Origin of the sequence: Caballeronia glathei, assembly GCF_000698595.1 — a bacterium.
Classification (GTDB): Bacteria; Pseudomonadota; Gammaproteobacteria; order Burkholderiales; family Burkholderiaceae; genus Caballeronia; species Caballeronia glathei.
Genome location: NZ_JFHC01000063.1, coordinates 31,395 through 48,528 on the forward strand (window position 1 = coordinate 31,395; position 17,134 = coordinate 48,528).

The following is a 17,134-nucleotide window of genomic DNA, read 5'->3' on the forward strand; positions in this document are numbered from 1 at the left end:
TGCTACGTGCGGCGCGCGCCTGGCAGGCGACCGAATTTGGATCAGCGATCGATCTCGCCGAACACGATGTCCTGCGTGCCGATGATCGTCACTGCGTCGGCGATCATGTGGCCGCGCGCCATTTCGTCGAGCGCGGCGAGGTGCGCGTAACCGGGCGCGCGAATCTTCAGGCGATACGGCTTGTTCGCCCCGTCCGACACCAGATAGATACCGAATTCACCCTTCGGATGCTCGACGGCGGCGTAAGTCTCGCCCTCGGGCACATGGAAGCCTTCGGTGAAGAGCTTGAAGTGGTGAATCAGCTCTTCCATGTTGGTCTTCATGCCGACCCGCGACGGCGGCGCAATCTTGTGATTGTCGATCATCACGGGGCCAGGATTCTTGCGAAGCCACTCAATACATTGTTTCGCGATCCGCGTCGACTGCCGCATTTCCTCGACGCGCACCAGATAGCGGTCGTAGCAGTCACCGTTCACGCCGACCGGAATATCGAAGTCGAGCTGGTCATACACTTCGTACGGCTGCTTCTTGCGCAGGTCCCACTCGATGCCCGAGCCGCGCAGCATCGCGCCCGTCATGCCGAGCTGCATCGCGCGCTCCGGACTCACCACGCCGATACCCACGAGACGCTGCTTCCAGATCCGGTTGTCGGTGAGCAGTGTTTCGTACTCGTCGACACAGTGCGGGAAGCGCATAAAGAAGTCGTCGATGAAATCGAGCAGCGAGCCCTGGCGTTTCTCGTTCATCCTCGAGAGCGCCTTCGCATTGCGGATCTTGGACGCCTTGTATTGCGGCATTGCGTCAGGCAGGTCGCGATAGACACCGCCCGGGCGATAGTACGCCGCGTGCATGCGCGCGCCCGAGACCGCCTCGTACACGTCCATCAGGTCTTCGCGTTCACGGAACGCATACAGGAACACCGCCATCGCGCCGACGTCGAGCGCGTGCGAGCCGATCCACATCAGGTGGTTCAGCACGCGCGTGATTTCGTCGAAGAGCACGCGGATGTATTTCGCGCGCACCGGCACGTCGATGCCGAGCAGCTTCTCGATGGCCAGCACGTAGCCATGCTCGTTCACCATCATCGACACGTAATCGAGACGGTCCATGTACGGCACCGACTGGATGAAGGTCTTCGTTTCGGCCAGCTTCTCGGTGGCGCGATGCAGCAGGCCGATGTGCGGATCGGCGCGCTGGATCACTTCGCCGTCGAGTTCGAGCACGAGGCGCAGCACGCCGTGCGCTGCCGGGTGCTGCGGGCCAAAATTCAGCGTGTAGTTCTTGATCTCTGCCATGGCATTCTCTTAGTGTTTCAGACCGCCATAGCGATCTTCGCGGATCACGCGCGGCGTGATTTCGCGCGGCTCGATCGTCACCGGCTGATAGACCACGCGCTTTTCTTCCGGGTCGTAACGCATTTCGACATAGCCCGAAACCGGGAAGTCCTTGCGGAACGGGTGGCCGATGAAACCATAGTCGGTGAGAATGCGGCGCAGGTCCGGGTGACCCTCGAACACGATGCCGTACAGGTCGAACGCTTCACGCTCGTACCAGTTCGCCGACGACCATACGTCGACGACGGACGGCACGATCGGCACTTCGTCGTCCGGTGCGAACACGCGCACGCGCAGACGCCAGTTGTTCGAAATCGAGAGGAGATGCAGCACGGCGGCGAAACGGGGGCCGTCGTAGGCGCCTTCGCCGTAGGTCGAGTAATCGACGCCGCACAAATCGACGAGTTGTTCGAAGCCGAGCTTGCGATCGTCGCGCAATTGAAGCGCAACTTCCGCATAGTTGCTTGCCTTGACCACGATCGTCAGTTGCCCGAGCGACTCCGTGATGCTCTGCAGGCGGTCGCCAAACGCCGCCTCGAGGTTCGCTTTAAGGGTCTCGAGTTTGCTTGCCATAGTTGGGGAGGCTCAGGCCTTATTGACGGGCGATGGTGTTGGTGCGGCGAATCTTCGCTTGCAACTGAATCACGCCGTAGACCAGCGCTTCCGCCGTCGGGGGACAGCCGGGCACGTAGACATCGACCGGTACGATCCGGTCACAGCCGCGCACGACGGAATAGGAATAGTGATAGTAGCCGCCGCCATTCGCGCACGAGCCCATCGAGATCACCCAGCGCGGTTCGGCCATCTGATCGTAGACCTTACGCAGCGCAGGCGCCATCTTGTTGCACAGCGTGCCGGCGACGATCATCACGTCCGACTGGCGCGGACTCGGACGAAACACCACGCCGAAACGGTCGAGGTCGTAGCGGGCGGCGCCCGCATGCATCATCTCCACCGCGCAGCACGCGAGACCGAACGTCATCGGCCACAGGGAGCCGGTGCGCGTCCAGTTGATCAGCTTGTCAGCCGTGGTGGTGACAAACCCTTCCTTCAAGACCCCTTCGATACTCATTTGCTTTCCACTCCAGATGGGCCGCCAGCCAAAGCCGCCCATGAATCCGGTGATTTAACTGTCATTCCCAGTCGAGACCGCCCTTTCTCCAGATGTAGGCGAAACCGAGCAAAAATTCGAGCAGAAAAATCATCATGGCAATGAAACCGGGCCAACCGATATCGCGCAGGGCCACGCCCCACGGGAACAGGAAAGCGGTTTCAAGGTCGAAAATAATGAACAGAATGGCGACGAGATAGTAACGCACATCGAACTTCATACGTGCGTCTTCGAATGCTTCGAAGCCGCACTCGTACGGTGCGTTCTTCTCGGTGTCGGGCCTGCTGGGACCGAGGATCTTGCCGATGCTGACCAACGCTATACCTAAACCAGTGCCCACCAGAAGGAACAACAAGACGGGGTAATAGGGTGCGAGGTTCAAGGCTATCCTCAAGTCGGTTGGGTCAGTTAATCGATACGGGCGCTTTCAGCCGGGACAGACCACCCAGCCGGGAATTCGCTTCGGATCGCTCACGAACACAATCAGATCGTAAGCGTACTCCAGAAGTGACAATGCCAGCCGAAGCGATGCATGCGGCTGGCATTGGATAACTTTGGTGCCGACGGCGAGACTCGAACTCGCACAGCTTTCGCCACTACCCCCTCAAGATAGCGTGTCTACCAATTTCACCACGTCGGCACTGTCCTGCAATCCGGGAAAACAACTTCTAATTGCCGCGAATCGCTTCAAGACTTGAATTATAACTTGGCCCAACAGTTTGTTCAACGCACAAAAAGCGATTTTTGCGAAAAATTTATTTCGGCACTTATTTGGGCACGTCAGCGCCCGGCGCCGACGAAACGACCGGTGCCGAAGCCGGCGCGGAACCCGCGACGGCAGCCGATGCCGGCGCTGTTGCAGCACCGCCCAGCACGCCCGCCGATGCCTGCGGCTTGTAGCTGCCGAGGTACGTCAACGCAAGCGTCGAAATGAAGAACACGGCGGCGAGGACCGCGGTCGTGCGCGAGAGGAAGTTCGCGGAACCGGTCGCGCCGAACAGGCTGCCTGATGCGCCGCTACCGAATGCCGCGCCCATGTCGGCGCCCTTGCCATGCTGCAGCAGGACGAGGCCGATGACGCCCAACGCCGACAGCAACTGGACGACGATAATCAAAGTCTTCAAATACAGCATTTCCACTCACCTGGATCTTTAATGTTTGCGCAACACCGATGCGTCGCGATTTGTGCTTCCCGCGTCTGACCGGCCGCGCGGGTTCAGTTCGACGCGTTCTGCGCCGCCTGGCAGATCGCCAGAAAATCCTTCGACTTCAGCGACGCCCCGCCGATCAGCCCGCCGTCGATATCCGGCTGACCGAACAATTCCTGCGCGTTCTCCGGCTTGACGCTGCCGCCATACAGCAATTGCACGTTCGCGACCGCGGCGCCCTTATCCGCGAGCTTCGCGCGCACGAACGCATGAACCTGCTGGGCCTGCCCGGCGCTCGCGCTCTTGCCCGTGCCGATCGCCCAGACGGGCTCGTACGCGACGACGATCTTCGACGCCTCGTCTTCCGACAGAACCAGCAGCACCGCTTCGAGCTGCGTGCCGACGACCTGCTCCGTCGCGCCGGTATCGCGCTCTTCGAGCGTCTCACCGATGCACACGATGGGCGTCATGCCGGCGTCGAGCGCGCGACGCGTTTTCTGGGCGACCAGATCGGCGCTTTCGCGATGATACGCGCGACGCTCCGAATGCCCCACGATCGCGTACGTCGCGCCGAAATCGGCCGCCATATCCGCCGCGACCTCGCCGGTGTATGCGCCCTGCGCATAAGCCGACACGTCCTGCACGCCCCAGTCGACCACCGATCCGCCGAGCAACGCCTGGGCCTGCGCGAGATACGGATACGGCACGCAAACACCGACACGCACGCCGTTCTGCAAAGCCGATGCTCCCGCCGCCACTTCCGTCAGCAGCGTCGCGTTCTCCGCGAGCCGGCCGTGCATTTTCCAGTTCCCGACTACCAGTTTCGCTCGTTGTTTCGACATTTGTCTCGCCGCTCGACAGCCTTGCTGCCGCGTTGTCCGCGCATTGTTTGGTTCTCACCGCGCGCTCGAGATGAACGCGACGTGAATCGTCTGCAAAACACGCGATTTTACTGTGCCGCGGCGAAACCGGTCAAACCGCCGGAAATTTTCGCCGCGCAGCCAAGTGCCTGCGGACTAGGCGCCCTGCTTCCAGTCCAGCACGATCTTGCCGATATGCGTGCTCGCTTCCATCAATGCATGCGCGGCCGCAGCGTCTTCGGCCGGAAACACCTGGTGGATCACCGGCTTGATGCGCCCTGCCTCGATCTCCGGCCAGACGCGCTCTTTTAGCTGCGCCGCGATTCTAGCCTTGAACGCTACGGGACGCGGCCGCAGCGTCGAACCCGTGATCACGAGGCGCCGCCGCAGCACGTCGTTCAGATTGATCTCCGCCTTCGCGCCGCCGAGAAGCGCGATCACGCAGACGCGCCCGCCGTCGGCGAGCGCCTTCAGTTCGCGCGGCAGATAGTCGCCGGCGACCATGTCGAGAATCACGTCGACGCCGCGGTCGTTCGTGAGCGACTTCACCACCTCGACGAAATCCTCAGTCTTGTAGTTGATCGCGCGCTCGGCGCCCAGGTTTTCGCACGCGCGGCACTTGTCGTCGGTGCCGGCCGTCACGAACACGCGATGCCCGAGCGCCTTCGCAATCTGGATCGCCGTCACGCCGATGCCGCTCGAACCGCCCTGGATCAGCAACGTTTCTTCCGCGCCGTTTTCCCCGGCGCCCAGATGCGCGCGTTCGAAGACATTGCTCCATACGGTAAAGAACGTCTCCGGCAACGAAGCCGCCTCGATGTCCGACAGGCCCTTCGGCACCGGCAGGCACTGCTCGAGCGGCGCGGCCGCGAACTCTGCGTAGCCGCCGCCCGCGAGCAGCGCGCAGACGCGATCGCCCTTCTTCAGACCGAACGGGTTGTGCTTCGGGTCGAATGCGCCCTCGGCCGCATCGACGATCTCGCCCGCCACTTCGAGCCCAGGCAGATCCGACGCGCCCGGCGGCGGCGCGTAGCCGCCCTTTCTCTGGAACACGTCCGGCCGGTTCACGCCGGAGGCCGCGACCTTGATCAGCACTTCGCCCGGCTTCAGCGTGGGCATCGGGCGCTCGCCCGGCTTCAACACTTCGGGCGCGCCAAATTCGGTGATTTCGATCGCTTTCATCTGCTTCCCCTTGAGTCGAACTCGTCGATGATTCCGTAACCGGATGGAACTGTGGACGCAAGCAAAGCTTAGTCCACACTGCCATCGAGCCACGCAAAAAAGCGGCCGGTGCGCGAAAACGCAACCGGCCGCCCTGACATTACCGCATTACTGCTGCGGATGCGTCGGCTCTGCCTGCGGCGCACCCTCGTTCAGGAGCGCCTTCGCCGACAGACGCACGCGGCCCTTCTCGTCCGTCTGAATGACCTTGACCTTCACGATCTGGCCTTCCTTCAGATAGTCGTTGATGTCCTTGATGCGTTCGTTGGCAATTTCCGAGATGTGCAGCAGACCATCCTTGCCCGGCAGGATGTTCACGATCGCGCCGAAATCCAGCAGCTTGAGCACCGGACCTTCGTACACCTGGCCCACTTCCACTTCGGCCGTGATGTTCTCGATGCGCTTCTTCGCTTCGGCCATGCCTTCGCTGCTCGTGCTCGCGATCGTCACGACGCCGTCATCGGAGATGTCGATCGTCGTGTTCGTTTCTTCCGTGAGCGCGCGGATCACCGAACCGCCCTTGCCGATCACGTCGCGGATCTTTTCGGGATTGATCTTCAGCGTGATCATGCGCGGCGCGTAGTCCGACAGCACCGTGTTCGTGCCCGGAACGGCGCTCGTCATCTTGCCGAGGATGTGCATGCGGCCTTCCTTCGCCTGCGCGAGCGCGACCTGCATGATTTCCTTCGTGATGCCCTGGATCTTGATGTCCATCTGCAGCGCGGTCACGCCTTGCGCCGTGCCGGCCACCTTGAAGTCCATGTCGCCCAGGTGATCTTCGTCGCCGAGAATGTCGGTCAGAACGGCGAACTTGTTGCCTTCGAGGATCAGGCCCATCGCGATGCCCGCGACGTGCGCCTTCATCGGAACGCCCGCGTCCATCAGTGCGAGACAGCCGCCGCAGACCGACGCCATCGACGACGAGCCGTTCGACTCCGTGATTTCCGAGACGACGCGGATCGAGTAGCCGAATTCGTCGGCGGACGGCAGGCACGCGGCGAGCGCGCGCTTGGCGAGGCGGCCGTGGCCGATTTCGCGGCGCTTCGGCGAACCGACGCGGCCCGTTTCGCCGGTCGCGAACGGCGGCATGTTGTAGTGGAGCATGAAGCGCTCGCGGTATTCGCCTTCGAGCGCGTCGATGTTCTGCTCATCGCCCTTCGTGCCGAGCGTCGCGACGACGAGCGCCTGCGTTTCGCCGCGCGTGAAGAGCGCCGAGCCGTGCGTGCGCGGCAACACGCCCGTGCGGATTTCGATCGGGCGCACCGTGCGGGTGTCGCGGCCGTCGATGCGCGGCTCGCCGTTCAGGATCTGCGAGCGGACGATCTTCGCTTCGATGTCGAACAGCACGTTGCCGACCGTTGCGTTGTCCGCGGCCGTCGTGCCCGCTGCAGCGGCTTCCTCGGCGAGCTTCGCCGACGTCGCTGCGTACACTTCCTTCAGCTTGGTCGAGCGCGCCTGCTTGTTACGCAACTGATACGCGGCGAGCAGTTCGCCTTGTGCGATTTCCGTCACGCGGGCGATCAGCGCCTCGTTCTTCGACGCCGGCTGCCAGTCCCATTCGGGCTTGCCGCCGTCACGCACGAGTTCGTGGATCGCATCGATGGCCGTCTGCATCTGCTCGTGGCCAAACACGACGCCGCCGAGCATCACTTCCTCGCTCAGCTGCTGCGCTTCCGATTCCACCATCAGCACGGCGCGCTCGGTGCCGGCGACGATCAGATCGAGCGCCGATTCCTTCATTTGCGTGCGCGTCGGGTTCAGCACGTATTCGTTGTTGATGTACGCGACACGCGCGGCACCGACCGGGCCGTTAAACGGCAGGCCCGACACGGCGAGCGCCGCCGACGCGCCGATCAGCGCGGGGATGTCGGCCGGGACGTCCGGATTGAGCGACAGAACGTGAATCACGACCTGCACTTCGTTATAGAAGCCTTCCGGGAACAGCGGGCGCAGCGGCCGGTCGATCAGGCGCGAAATCAGCGTTTCGCCTTCCGACGGGCGGCCTTCGCGGCGGAAGAAGCCGCCGGGGATCTTGCCCGCGGCGTAGGTCTTTTCGAGGTAATCGACGGTCAGCGGGAAGAAATCCTGGCCCGGCTTGGCCGTCTTCGCGCCGACGACCGTCGCGAGCACGACGGTGTCTTCGACGTCGACGATCACGGCGCCGCCCGCCTGGCGCGCGATCTCGCCAGTTTCCAGGCGGACGTTGTGTTGTCCCCACTTAAATTCTTTGACGATCTTATTGAACATTGTCACTCCTTGTTCGTTACGCCGCGCCGCCCACCCGCGCACATGCCGGCGTGAGGGCGCTAAGCGGGGCGATGACCGGACCACGCAGCAAGAGGTGTGTTATGCCATTCCAGCGCAACGCGACGCGTTGCTTCACGTGACGCGCTGGAATGACACAAAGCTCTGCCGCGAGGCCGGCCGGTGTCGGATCGCTTTTTCACGATCCGGTAAAAGACGCTATGGCCGAACGCCACGCTCAATCGATACGATCAAACGACTCGATAAAGCGCCGCGGTTAAAACGTTTGAAGCACTTGAAGGCACGCGCCGTTCAAAAACAAAATGCCTGCATCAGCGAACTGACACAGGCACTTCATTGGAACGCTGGCCGTCGACTGCCAATTACTTGCGCAGGCCCAGCTTTTCGATCAGCGAGCGATAACGGTCGGCATCCTTGCCCTTCAGGTAGTCGAGCAGCTTGCGACGGCGGCTCACCATGCGCAGCAAACCGCGGCGGCTGTGGTGATCCTTCGTGTGGGCCTTGAAGTGAAGGGTCAGTTCGTTGATGCGGGTCGTGAGCAGCGCGACCTGCACTTCGGGCGAACCGGTGTCGTTGGCGGCGCGTGCGTATTCTGCGACGACGTCGGATTTCTTGACTTGAGCTACGGACATTTGCATTTCCTTTAATACAGACAGGCGGTCACGGAAGAAGGGCCGTGCCGTGGGTTAAATCTTGAGTCGGATCAATCACTTCTTTCGCTTCGAATGGACCTGCCGACCGGCCTGTTGACGCGCTTCAGGGCATCTGACCCAGGCTGTGACGAGAGGACTGGCTCAAAACGAAGCGCGAATTATAGCACAGCCGGTTTGCCGTAGACGCACCGTGGAAGCGCCCGAACATGCGCCTAGCGCACGGGACGCTCCATCGCGCAGGTCGTCGGCAGCGCGGTCCGGTCGGCGGGCACCGCACGCAGCGTACGAAAGCCGTAGCCCGAGCCTTCGTTGTCGAACTTCACGCCGGGCGTGCCCGCGCGGTCCATTTCCATCACGTAGAGCGGCTGGATCAGCTGATGGTCCTGCGCGCGCATCGTCGACGCGTGAAAGCCGTTGTCGAATTTCATGCCCTCGAGCGCGCGGGCGACAGCCACCGGATCGGCGCTGCCCGCGCGCGTGAGCGCACCGGCCAGCATCTCGATCATGAGCGGCATGCGCAGCACGAGGTAATCGTCGGCGGCCGACGGGAAGCGCGCGCGAAACGCCTGGTAGTACGCGTCCGACGCCGCGCCGCCCACGTTCGGATGCCAGTCCGCGACCGCCACCACGCGCTTCACGCCCGCCTCGCCGAGCGCGGCCGGCGCGCCGAGGCTGTTGCCGTAGAACGTGTAGAACTTCGTCGCGAGGCCCTGTTCGCGCGCGGCTTTCACGAGCAGGGTCAGATCGTTGCCCCAGTTGCCCGTCACGACGGCGTCCGCGCCGCTCGCGCGGATTTTCGAGATATACGGCGCGAAATCCTTCACCCGGCCGATCGGATGGAATTCGTCGCCGGCGATCGCAATGTCGGGGCGCCGCTCCTTCAGCGCCCGCTGCGCCTCGCGGCTGACGTCGTGGCCGAAGCTGTAGTCCTGGTTCAGCAGATAGACTTTTTTCACCGCACGGTCGCGCTCGATCACGTCCGCGAGTGCGTCCATGCGCATGCCGGCGTGCGCGTCGAAGCGGAAATGCCAGAAGCTGCACGCGGCGTTGGTGAGCGCGGGGTCGTCGGCGGAATAGTTGAGGAAGACGACGCGCGCATCCGGCTCGCGCGTGTTCTGCCGGTCGATCGCGGCGATCAGCGCCGCCGCCACCGCCGAGCTGTTGCCCTGCATCACGAAGCCGATGCGCTGGTCGATCGCCGCGCGCAGCTGCATGAGACTCGCTTCGCTGCTGCCCCGGCCGTCGAGCACGACGAGTTCGAGCGGATGCGCGCCGTCGGCGAGCTTCACGCCGCCGCGGGCGTTCACGCGCTCGACGCCAAAGCGCAGATTGCGCTCCACGGCCGCGCCCGCATTGGCGAACGGCCCGGACATGCCTTCGATCATCGCGATGCGGATCGGGGCATTGACCGCTTTTTCAGGCGTATCGGCGGCGCACGCCGCAAACGACCACGCGACGCACGCGAACACGGCGAGCCGACGGAACCCGCGCAACCCTCGCGCATCGGTGAATTTTTTTTCTTTTTTTCCGCTCGACATTTCCGCTGTGCCCCGAATCCGATTCGTTTCGATGAAAGCGCGGATCATAGGCCGCGCCGCGCGCGAAGCGCAAGCGAACCGGCGCTCCTGCACGATCCCTCCCCATTCGACTGCCGGGCCGTGACAGGAGACAAACTGGCTCGAATTTCGGGCTGCTCGGGAGAATGTTTTCCCTCGCGGGCATGTCAAAATCGCATGGGGGAACACCAAGAAATTCCGCGCCGCGGTTGGAAAACAAAGCTTCCGGAGGTTTGCATGTCGTTTCGAATCATTCGCGTGCGCCGCGCGCTTGTCGGCGCGGGGCTCGCGCTGCTGCTGTCGGCGTGCGCGCAGCCGTGGCAGAACTATCAGGCGGGCGCCGACGCGTCCACGCTCATCGCCCGCCTCGGCCCGCCGCGCGAAGTCTACGATCTGCCGAGCGGCGGCAAGCGCCTGATGTGGCCGACCCAGCCACTCGGCGAAACCACGACCGCCGCCGATATCGACGCCGCAGGCAAGATCGTCACGGTGCGCCAGGTGCTCGAAGATAACGAGTTCTACAAGGCGCAGATCGGCACGTGGACCAAGAAGGACGTTCTCGTGAACTTCGGCCGTCCGGTGGAGACGTCCTACTTCCCGCTGATGAAGCGCGAGGTCTGGACCTATCGCTATATGGAGGCCAACGTCTGGTACATGATGTACAGCTTCTATTTCGACGATCAGGGCATCCTGCGCCTGACCCAGAAGACGCCGGACCCGCTGCACGATCCGGATCGGCGCAACATGTTCTGAAGCGTTCGCTTAAGTCATTGATTTGACGGGCCCGGAAAATAAATGCCGCCGCGAAGGCGGCATTTTTTATATGTAGACGAATGCGAACTTTCTCTGAGAAAGTATTTCGTAAGGTTTCTCGCCGCTCCGCAGCGGAGCGCGCGGATTCCGGGATGGCCGCCCCGGCGCGGTGCATGGCTGGCCTTCTCGTCTCGTATTGGAGTGACACCGATGAATCGTCCCAAACGCATGCTCGTTGAAAACATCGCCTGGTCGCGCGAAGTCGCCCACAGCGATGCCCGTTTCTTTCCCCGTCTTGCCATGGGCCAGAGCCCGACCGTGCTGTGGCTCGGCTGCTCGGACAGCCGCGTTCCCGCGGAAACCATCACCAATGCCAATCCCGGCGACCTGTTCGTCCATCGCAACATCGCGAATCTCTTCTCCCCGTCCGACGACAACACGATGAGCGTCCTGGAATACGCGGTGCGCGTGCTCAAGGTGGACGACGTGATCGTCTGCGGCCATTACGGCTGCGGCGGCGTGCGGGCGTCGCTGCTGCCGCTCTCGCCCGACCTGCCCCACGTGAACCGGCGCATCGCGCCGCTGTGCGCGCTCGCGCGCCAGCACGGCGGCGAGCTGGACGCCCTGCCCGAAGGCGACGAACGCGTGAACCAGCTCGCAGAACTGAGCGTGCTCGCGCAGGTGCGCGCATTGCGCGGGACGCCTGTCGTGCGCGACGCCGCAGAGCCGCCGCGCGTGCACGGCTGGATCTTCGGGCTGCATGACGGCCGCATCAAGGTGCTCTCGTCGGGCTATCCGGACGAAGGGCCTAGTGACGATTCCTCCGCCACGCCCGAGCCCGAACCCGAGCTGGAAACCGCCGCCCGCTAAGCCTCACCCCGCCAGGTCTCACCCCGTTTCGACATCCCTGCATGCGACGTCGCGAAGACGTCGCAGGCCCCCACTCGCCCGAAAAACATGAACCTACGAAAAAACTTCGCCAGCTTTCCACGCGACCTGTTCGCCGGCACCGTTGTCTTTCTGGTCGCCATGCCGCTTTGCCTAGGCATCGCCAACGCCTCCGGCGTCGAGCCGTTCGCGGGACTGCTCTCCGGGATCATCGGCGGGCTGGTCGTCGCGCTCCTGAGCGGCTCGCAGTTGAGCGTGAGCGGCCCGGCGGCCGGTCTCGTCGTGATCGTCGTCGACGGCATCGCGCGGCTCGGCAGCTTCTCCGCCTTCCTGCTGGCGGTGCTGCTGTCCGGCGCGATCCAGTTCGCCTTCGGCATGCTGAAGGCCGGGCGCTTCGCGGCGTACGTGCCGTCGTCGGTGATCAAGGGCATGCTCGCGGCGATCGGCCTTCTGCTCATCATCAAGCAGATTCCGCTTGCGGCCGGATTCGCCAACGAAGGCGCGAACGCCGCGGCGAGCCACGCAGGCACGCTCGACACGCCGCTCGGCACGATGTCGATCCCGGCCTGCATGATCGCCCTGCTCTCGCTCGCGATCCTCGCCGGCTGGGAAACCCGCGCGCTGCGGCGCTTCGCGCTCGTGCGCGCGGTGCCCGCGCCGCTCGCGGTCGTCATGCTCGGCATCGCGGCGACGCTTTTGCTCGACTTCGCCGCGCCCGGCTTTGCGCCGCCCGCGGAGCTTCGCGTGGCGCTGCCGTCGGTCGCGTCGCTTGCCGCGCTCTCCGATGCCCTCGCCTGGCCCAACTTCACGCAGCTCGTGAACCCCGACGTCTGGCGGCTCGCGATGACGCTTGCCATCGTCGCGAGCCTCGAAACGCTGCTGAGCCTCGAAGCCGTCGAGCAGATCGATCCGAAAAAGCGCGCGGCGCATCCCGACCGCGAGCTGAAGGCGCAGGGCATCGGCAACATGATGGCCGGCGCGATCGGCGCGCTGCCGATCACCTCCGTCATCGTGCGCAGTTCCGCAAACGTTCACGCGGGCGCGCAGAGCCGCTGGGCGTCGTTCATGCACGGCGTGTTCCTGCTCGCGAGCGTCTTCGCACTCACGAGCGTGATCAACCTGATTCCGCTCGCCTGCCTCGCCGCGATCCTGATCTTCACGGGGCTCAAGCTCGCCAAGCCGTCGCTTTTCGCCGCGGTGGCGAGACAGGGCTTCGAGCGCTTCGCGCCGTTCATCGTGACGATCGCCGGCGTGCTGCTCACCGACCTGCTGATCGGCATCCTGCTCGGCATCGCGTGCAGCATCGCGCTCGCCATCCACGCAAACCTGCAGCGGCCGATCACGATCGCGCAGCACGACGACCACTTCCTGCTGTCGTTTCGCAAGGACGTGTCGTTTCTGGGCAAGGTCGCGCTCAAGCACCATCTGCGGCAGATTCCTGACCGCGCGACGGTGATCGTCGATGCGACGCGCGCCGATTTCATCGACCCGGACGTGCGCGAACTGATCGACCGGTTCGTCGCGGATGCGCCCGCGCGCGGCATCAGCGTCGAATGCCGGCAGCTCGAACGCGCGGCGCGCGGGCGGCCGTCGATGTTCGCGCGCCTGCCGTTTCCGGGACGCTCTGCAGCGGAATGAACAGGCGAAAAAAAGCCCCCGCTTCTGGCGAGGGCCTTTCATGCATGCCGGGCGACGCGGTGGGCGTCGTCCGCCACAAGCTCATCAAAGCTGCGGATTCAGCTTTTCGACTTTCGAGTGCAGCTTGTTCAGCGCCGCAATATACGCCTTCGCGGAGGCCGCGACGATATCCGGATCGGTGCCGACGCCGTTCACGATCCGGCCGCTCTTCGAGAGCCGCACCGTCACTTCGCCCTGCGCCTGTGTGCCGGTCGTGATCGCGTTGACCGAATACAGCACGAGTTCCGCGCCGCTGGCCACCTTCGATTCGATCGCGTGCAGCGTCGCGTCCACGGGGCCGTTGCCGCGCGACTCGCCGGTCACTTCGGCGCCGTCGACCGCGAACACGACGCGCGCCTGCGGCTGCTCGCCGGTTTCCGAATGCTGCGCCATCGACACGAAGCGGAAATGTTCCTTCGCCTGCGCTTCCGCCGATTCCTCGGAGACGATCGCCATGATGTCTTCGTCGAAGATTTCGGCCTTGCGGTCGGCGAGTTCCTTGAAGCGCGCGAACGCGGTGTTCACGTCGGCTTCCGATTCCATCGTCACGCCGAGCTCTCCCAGGCGCTGCTTGAACGCGTTGCGGCCGGACAGCTTGCCGAGCACGATCTTGTTGGTCGCCCAGCCCACGTCTTCCGCGCGCATGATTTCGTAGGTGTCGCGCGCCTTCAGCACGCCGTCCTGGTGAATGCCCGACGCGTGCGCGAACGCGTTCGCGCCCACCACCGCCTTGTTCGGCTGCACGACGAAACCGGTGATCTGCGAGACGAGCTTCGAGGTCGGCACGATCTGCGTCGTATCGATGCCGACATCGAGACCGAAATAATCCTTGCGCGTCTTGACCGCCATCACGATCTCTTCGAGCGACGTATTGCCCGCGCGCTCGCCGAGGCCGTTGATGGTGCACTCCACCTGCCGCGCGCCGCCGATCTGCACGCCGGCGAGCGAATTCGCCACCGCGAGGCCGAGGTCGTCGTGGCAGTGCACCGAGAAGATCGCCTTGTCCGAATTCGGAATGCGCTCGCGCAGCATCTTCACGAGATTGCCGTACATCTCCGGCACGCCGTAGCCGACCGTATCGGTGATGTTGATCGTGCGCGCGCCTTCGTCGATCACGCCTTCGAGCACGCGGCAGAGGAAATCGATGTCCGAGCGGCTGCCGTCTTCCGGCGAGAACTCGACGTCGTCGGTGAACTTGCGTGCGAAACGCACGGCGAGCCGCGCCTGCTCGTACACCTGCTCCGGCGTCATGCGCAGCTTCTTTTCCATGTGCAGCGCGGACGTCGCGATGAACGTGTGGATGCGGAACTGGTTCGCGGGCTTCAATGCATCGGCGGCGCGCTGGATGTCCTTGTCGTTCGCGCGGGCGAGCGAGCAGACCGTGCTGTCCTTGACGAGCGAGGCGATGGTCTGGATCGCGTCGAAGTCGCCGTTCGAGCTGGCGGCGAAACCCGCCTCGATCACGTCGACTTTCATCCGCTCGAGTTGCTTCGCGATGCGGATTTTCTCTTCCTTCGTCATCGACGCGCCGGGGGATTGTTCGCCATCACGCAACGTCGTGTCGAAAATGATCAGCTTGTCTGCCATGTCGGCCTCCAGTGGGGAGTTTTTGGATTTTGGAAACTGAGGAAAACTCAAACGCAATTCGGGTGTTCACGCCACCGCTGGCGTCGAAAACCACGAACGAGCAGACGGGAGGCGAAAAGGGTCAGCGCGGTAGGCGCGCTAGCAGCGTTAGCGCGCATAGAGGCGCACCAGCTAGAAGAGACGAGAGGGGGAACGGAAAACAGTTCATCGGCAAACTATAGCGAGATTTCAGGATGCGTGCAATTGGGCTTTCCGATCGGAGCGATTGATGCCCTCCTGACCGGGGATCGGGCGTCCACTCCGCCTGCGCCGCACGCCGGCATGAAAAAAGGCGGCGGTCCTTGCGGCCGCCGCCTTGGCGCTTCAACGAGCCATCAGTGTTCCCGCTGCGAAGTTCGCGCGGGGTTCGGTCTGCCGCGCATCGCCATGTACGCCCACCACGCATAGCCTGAGAAGCCGTACAGGACGAAAAGGCCGAACAGCATCAGCGGCGGGTCCGACGACACCAGCACGAACGCCACCACGATCAGCAGCACGCCCGCGAACGGCACGCGATAGCGCACGTCCAGCGCCTTGCCGCTGTAGAACGGCGCGTTCGACACCATCGTGACGCCTGCGTAAATCGTCAGCGCAAAGGCGACCCACGGCAGCCACACGAGCTTGAGCGGCACGCGGTTGTCGGTTGCGAGCCAGACGAACCCCGCGATCAGCGCCGCCGCCGCCGGGCTCGGCAGCCCCTGGAAATAGCGCTTGTCGACGACGCCGACGTTCGTATTGAAGCGCGCGAGCCGCAGGGCCGCGCCCGAGCAGTACACGAACGCCGCGAGCCAGCCCCAGCGGCCCAGGTCCTTCAGCACCCATTCGTACATCACGAGCGCGGGGGCGACACCGAACGACACCATGTCGGACAGGCTGTCGAACTGTTCGCCGAACGCGCTTTGCGTGTGCGTCATGCGCGCGACGCGGCCGTCCATGCCGTCGAGCACCATCGCGACGAAGATCGCGATCGCCGCGATCTCGAAGCGCACGTTCATCGCCTGAACGACGGCGAAGAAGCCGCAGAAGAGCGCCGCGGTCGTGAACGCGTTCGGCAGCAGATAAATGCCGCGTTTTCTCAGGAACTGCTGCCGCTTCGCGCGCCGCGTTTCCACGGCGCCGACGTCCTGCACGGCCTTGTTGCGACGAAACGCCCGCGGGGGCGCCCCATTGACTCGGGTACGGCGCGGTTTGAATGCCGCCATCTAGTCCTCCGTTGTGCCACTCGCTGCTGCGTCGTCGTTATTCGGCGAATTCAGCAAGGATTGTGGACGACGCCGACACCTTTTCACCGATCGACACGCGCGGGCGGCTTCCCACCGGCAGATACACGTCGACGCGCGAACCGAACCGGATGAAGCCGTAGCGCTGGCCGCGCGTGAGCGGCTCGCCCACATGCACGTAGCACAAAATGCGCCGCGCGATCAGGCCGGCGATCTGAACGGATGTGACGGTATGCCCCGCCGCCGTCTGAATCACGATGGCGTTGCGCTCGTTTTCAGTGGACGCCTTGTCGACGGCCGCGTTCAGATACGCGCCCGGGTAATACTCGACCTTGCTGATCGCGCCATCGACGGGCGAGCGCTGCGAATGGACATTGAACACATTCATGAACACGCTGATCTTCAGCGCTTCGCGGCCCGCGTACGGGTCCTGCGTGGTTTCGACCGCGACGATGCGGCCGTCCGCGGGACACAGCACGGCGTTCGCCTGCGTCGGGATCGGGCGCGCGGGGTCGCGGAAAAACTGCACGATGAAAATCACGATCAGCCAGAAGAGCCAGGCGATGCCGAAACCGCCGATCGCCTGAATCAGAATGGCGACGATGGCGGCGGCAGCGATAAACGGCCAGCCTTCGCGCGCAATGATCGGATGTGGATAGTTCATGGATGAGCTTTGTGTTTTTGTAAAACCGTAGCATAGCAAAAGCCGTCCGGGGTAAAGCTACGCCCGGACGGCTTTCGGTGGTGCGACTTCGGGTGGTGCGACTGCGTGACGCCTTACAGCCTTAGTTCTTGGACTGGTCGACGAGCTTGTTCTTCGCG

The 17,134-nt window shown here is 63.7% G+C and carries 16 protein-coding genes and 1 tRNA gene; 3 read left to right on the forward strand and 14 right to left on the reverse strand.

Going from position 1 to position 17,134, the window contains the following annotated elements:
• Positions 1–41 precede the first annotated feature (41 nt).
• The 11 genes from BG61_RS29525 to BG61_RS29575 all read right to left on the reverse strand — a co-directional run bounded on the left by BG61_RS29525 (position 42) and on the right by BG61_RS29575 (position 10,085).
• On the reverse strand, positions 42–1,295 hold the full coding sequence (locus BG61_RS29525; RefSeq protein ID WP_035924612.1) for an NADH-quinone oxidoreductase subunit D: 1,254 nt from the start codon (positions 1,293–1,295) through the stop codon (positions 42–44).
• A gap of 9 nt (positions 1,296–1,304) precedes the next feature.
• Positions 1,305–1,907 carry an NADH-quinone oxidoreductase subunit C gene (locus BG61_RS29530; protein WP_035924609.1) on the reverse strand — a complete coding sequence of 201 codons (603 nt, stop codon included), beginning with the start codon at positions 1,905–1,907 and terminating at the stop codon, positions 1,305–1,307.
• A 19-nt stretch (positions 1,908–1,926) separates the two neighbouring features.
• Complete coding sequence (locus tag BG61_RS29535) at positions 1,927–2,406, reverse strand: NuoB/complex I 20 kDa subunit family protein (protein WP_006052903.1); 480 nt, start codon at positions 2,404–2,406, stop codon at positions 1,927–1,929.
• Between the two features lie 61 nt (positions 2,407–2,467).
• Positions 2,468–2,827, reverse strand: coding sequence for an NADH-quinone oxidoreductase subunit A (locus BG61_RS29540; RefSeq protein ID WP_035924686.1), 360 nt, complete (start codon positions 2,825–2,827; stop codon positions 2,468–2,470).
• Between the two features lie 173 nt (positions 2,828–3,000).
• Positions 3,001–3,085, reverse strand: a tRNA-Leu gene (locus tag BG61_RS29545).
• A gap of 127 nt (positions 3,086–3,212) precedes the next feature.
• Positions 3,213–3,578 (reverse strand): preprotein translocase subunit SecG, encoded by a 366-nt coding sequence (gene secG, locus BG61_RS29550; protein WP_035924683.1) that lies wholly within the window; start codon positions 3,576–3,578, stop codon positions 3,213–3,215.
• Positions 3,579–3,661: 83 nt separating this feature from the next.
• Positions 3,662–4,435, reverse strand: a complete 774-nt coding sequence (tpiA, locus tag BG61_RS29555) for a triose-phosphate isomerase (protein WP_035924605.1) — start codon at positions 4,433–4,435, stop codon at positions 3,662–3,664.
• Positions 4,436–4,609: 174 nt separating this feature from the next.
• The gene (locus tag BG61_RS29560) at positions 4,610–5,635 is read right to left on the reverse strand and encodes an NAD(P)H-quinone oxidoreductase (protein WP_035924602.1); all 1,026 of its coding nucleotides are present in this window, start codon (positions 5,633–5,635) and stop codon (positions 4,610–4,612) included.
• A gap of 147 nt (positions 5,636–5,782) precedes the next feature.
• Complete coding sequence (pnp, locus tag BG61_RS29565; protein WP_174479750.1) at positions 5,783–7,927, reverse strand: polyribonucleotide nucleotidyltransferase; 2,145 nt, start codon at positions 7,925–7,927, stop codon at positions 5,783–5,785.
• Positions 7,928–8,301: 374 nt separating this feature from the next.
• Complete coding sequence (rpsO, locus tag BG61_RS29570; RefSeq protein ID WP_035924595.1) at positions 8,302–8,571, reverse strand: 30S ribosomal protein S15; 270 nt, start codon at positions 8,569–8,571, stop codon at positions 8,302–8,304.
• A 233-nt stretch (positions 8,572–8,804) separates the two neighbouring features.
• Positions 8,805–10,085 (reverse strand): branched-chain amino acid ABC transporter substrate-binding protein, encoded by a 1,281-nt coding sequence (locus tag BG61_RS29575; protein ID WP_035924680.1) that lies wholly within the window; start codon positions 10,083–10,085, stop codon positions 8,805–8,807.
• 300 nt (positions 10,086–10,385) lie between these two features.
• Between BG61_RS29575 and BG61_RS29580 the strand changes: the two genes are divergently transcribed.
• The 3 genes from BG61_RS29580 (at position 10,386) to BG61_RS29590 (ending at position 13,427) form a co-directional block, all read left to right on the forward strand.
• On the forward strand, positions 10,386–10,901 hold the full coding sequence (locus BG61_RS29580; protein ID WP_035924593.1) for a hypothetical protein: 516 nt from the start codon (positions 10,386–10,388) through the stop codon (positions 10,899–10,901).
• Between the two features lie 210 nt (positions 10,902–11,111).
• Positions 11,112–11,771, forward strand: a complete 660-nt coding sequence (locus BG61_RS29585; RefSeq protein ID WP_051672860.1) for a carbonic anhydrase — start codon at positions 11,112–11,114, stop codon at positions 11,769–11,771.
• Positions 11,772–11,858: 87 nt separating this feature from the next.
• On the forward strand, positions 11,859–13,427 hold the full coding sequence (locus tag BG61_RS29590) for a SulP family inorganic anion transporter (protein ID WP_051672861.1): 1,569 nt from the start codon (positions 11,859–11,861) through the stop codon (positions 13,425–13,427).
• Between the two features lie 84 nt (positions 13,428–13,511).
• Here the strand turns inward: BG61_RS29590 and BG61_RS29595 are convergent, their stop codons facing one another.
• From BG61_RS29595 to BG61_RS29605, 3 genes are all read right to left on the reverse strand, one after another.
• Positions 13,512–15,053: a 2-isopropylmalate synthase gene (locus BG61_RS29595; RefSeq protein ID WP_035924590.1), complete on the reverse strand. Its 1,542-nt coding sequence runs from the start codon at positions 15,051–15,053 to the stop codon at positions 13,512–13,514.
• A 374-nt stretch (positions 15,054–15,427) separates the two neighbouring features.
• The gene (gene pssA, locus BG61_RS29600) at positions 15,428–16,294 is read right to left on the reverse strand and encodes a CDP-diacylglycerol--serine O-phosphatidyltransferase (RefSeq protein WP_035924587.1); all 867 of its coding nucleotides are present in this window, start codon (positions 16,292–16,294) and stop codon (positions 15,428–15,430) included.
• A 37-nt stretch (positions 16,295–16,331) separates the two neighbouring features.
• The gene (locus tag BG61_RS29605) at positions 16,332–16,976 is read right to left on the reverse strand and encodes a phosphatidylserine decarboxylase (RefSeq protein WP_035924586.1); all 645 of its coding nucleotides are present in this window, start codon (positions 16,974–16,976) and stop codon (positions 16,332–16,334) included.
• Positions 16,977–17,134 lie beyond the last annotated feature (158 nt).

Excerpts from the sequence above, each read along its gene's own strand:
- secG (WP_035924683.1), bottom strand. The coding sequence starts at position 3,578 with ATGCTGTATTTGAAGACTTTGATTATCGTCGTCCAGTTGCTGTCGGCG.
- BG61_RS29605 (WP_035924586.1), bottom strand. The coding sequence starts at position 16,976 with ATGAACTATCCACATCCGATCATTGCGCGCGAAGGCTGGCCGTTTATC.
- rpsO (WP_035924595.1), bottom strand. The coding sequence starts at position 8,571 with ATGTCCGTAGCTCAAGTCAAGAAATCCGACGTCGTCGCAGAATACGCA.
- tpiA (WP_035924605.1), bottom strand. The coding sequence starts at position 4,435 with ATGTCGAAACAACGAGCGAAACTGGTAGTCGGGAACTGGAAAATGCAC.
- pssA (WP_035924587.1), bottom strand. The coding sequence starts at position 16,294 with ATGGCGGCATTCAAACCGCGCCGTACCCGAGTCAATGGGGCGCCCCCG.
- BG61_RS29590 (WP_051672861.1), top strand. The coding sequence starts at position 11,859 with ATGAACCTACGAAAAAACTTCGCCAGCTTTCCACGCGACCTGTTCGCC.
- BG61_RS29535 (WP_006052903.1), bottom strand. The coding sequence starts at position 2,406 with ATGAGTATCGAAGGGGTCTTGAAGGAAGGGTTTGTCACCACCACGGCT.
- BG61_RS29525 (WP_035924612.1), bottom strand. The coding sequence starts at position 1,295 with ATGGCAGAGATCAAGAACTACACGCTGAATTTTGGCCCGCAGCACCCG.
- BG61_RS29585 (WP_051672860.1), top strand. The coding sequence starts at position 11,112 with ATGAATCGTCCCAAACGCATGCTCGTTGAAAACATCGCCTGGTCGCGC.
- BG61_RS29560 (WP_035924602.1), bottom strand. The coding sequence starts at position 5,635 with ATGAAAGCGATCGAAATCACCGAATTTGGCGCGCCCGAAGTGTTGAAG.
- BG61_RS29530 (WP_035924609.1), bottom strand. The coding sequence starts at position 1,907 with ATGGCAAGCAAACTCGAGACCCTTAAAGCGAACCTCGAGGCGGCGTTT.
- BG61_RS29595 (WP_035924590.1), bottom strand. The coding sequence starts at position 15,053 with ATGGCAGACAAGCTGATCATTTTCGACACGACGTTGCGTGATGGCGAA.
- BG61_RS29580 (WP_035924593.1), top strand. The coding sequence starts at position 10,386 with ATGTCGTTTCGAATCATTCGCGTGCGCCGCGCGCTTGTCGGCGCGGGG.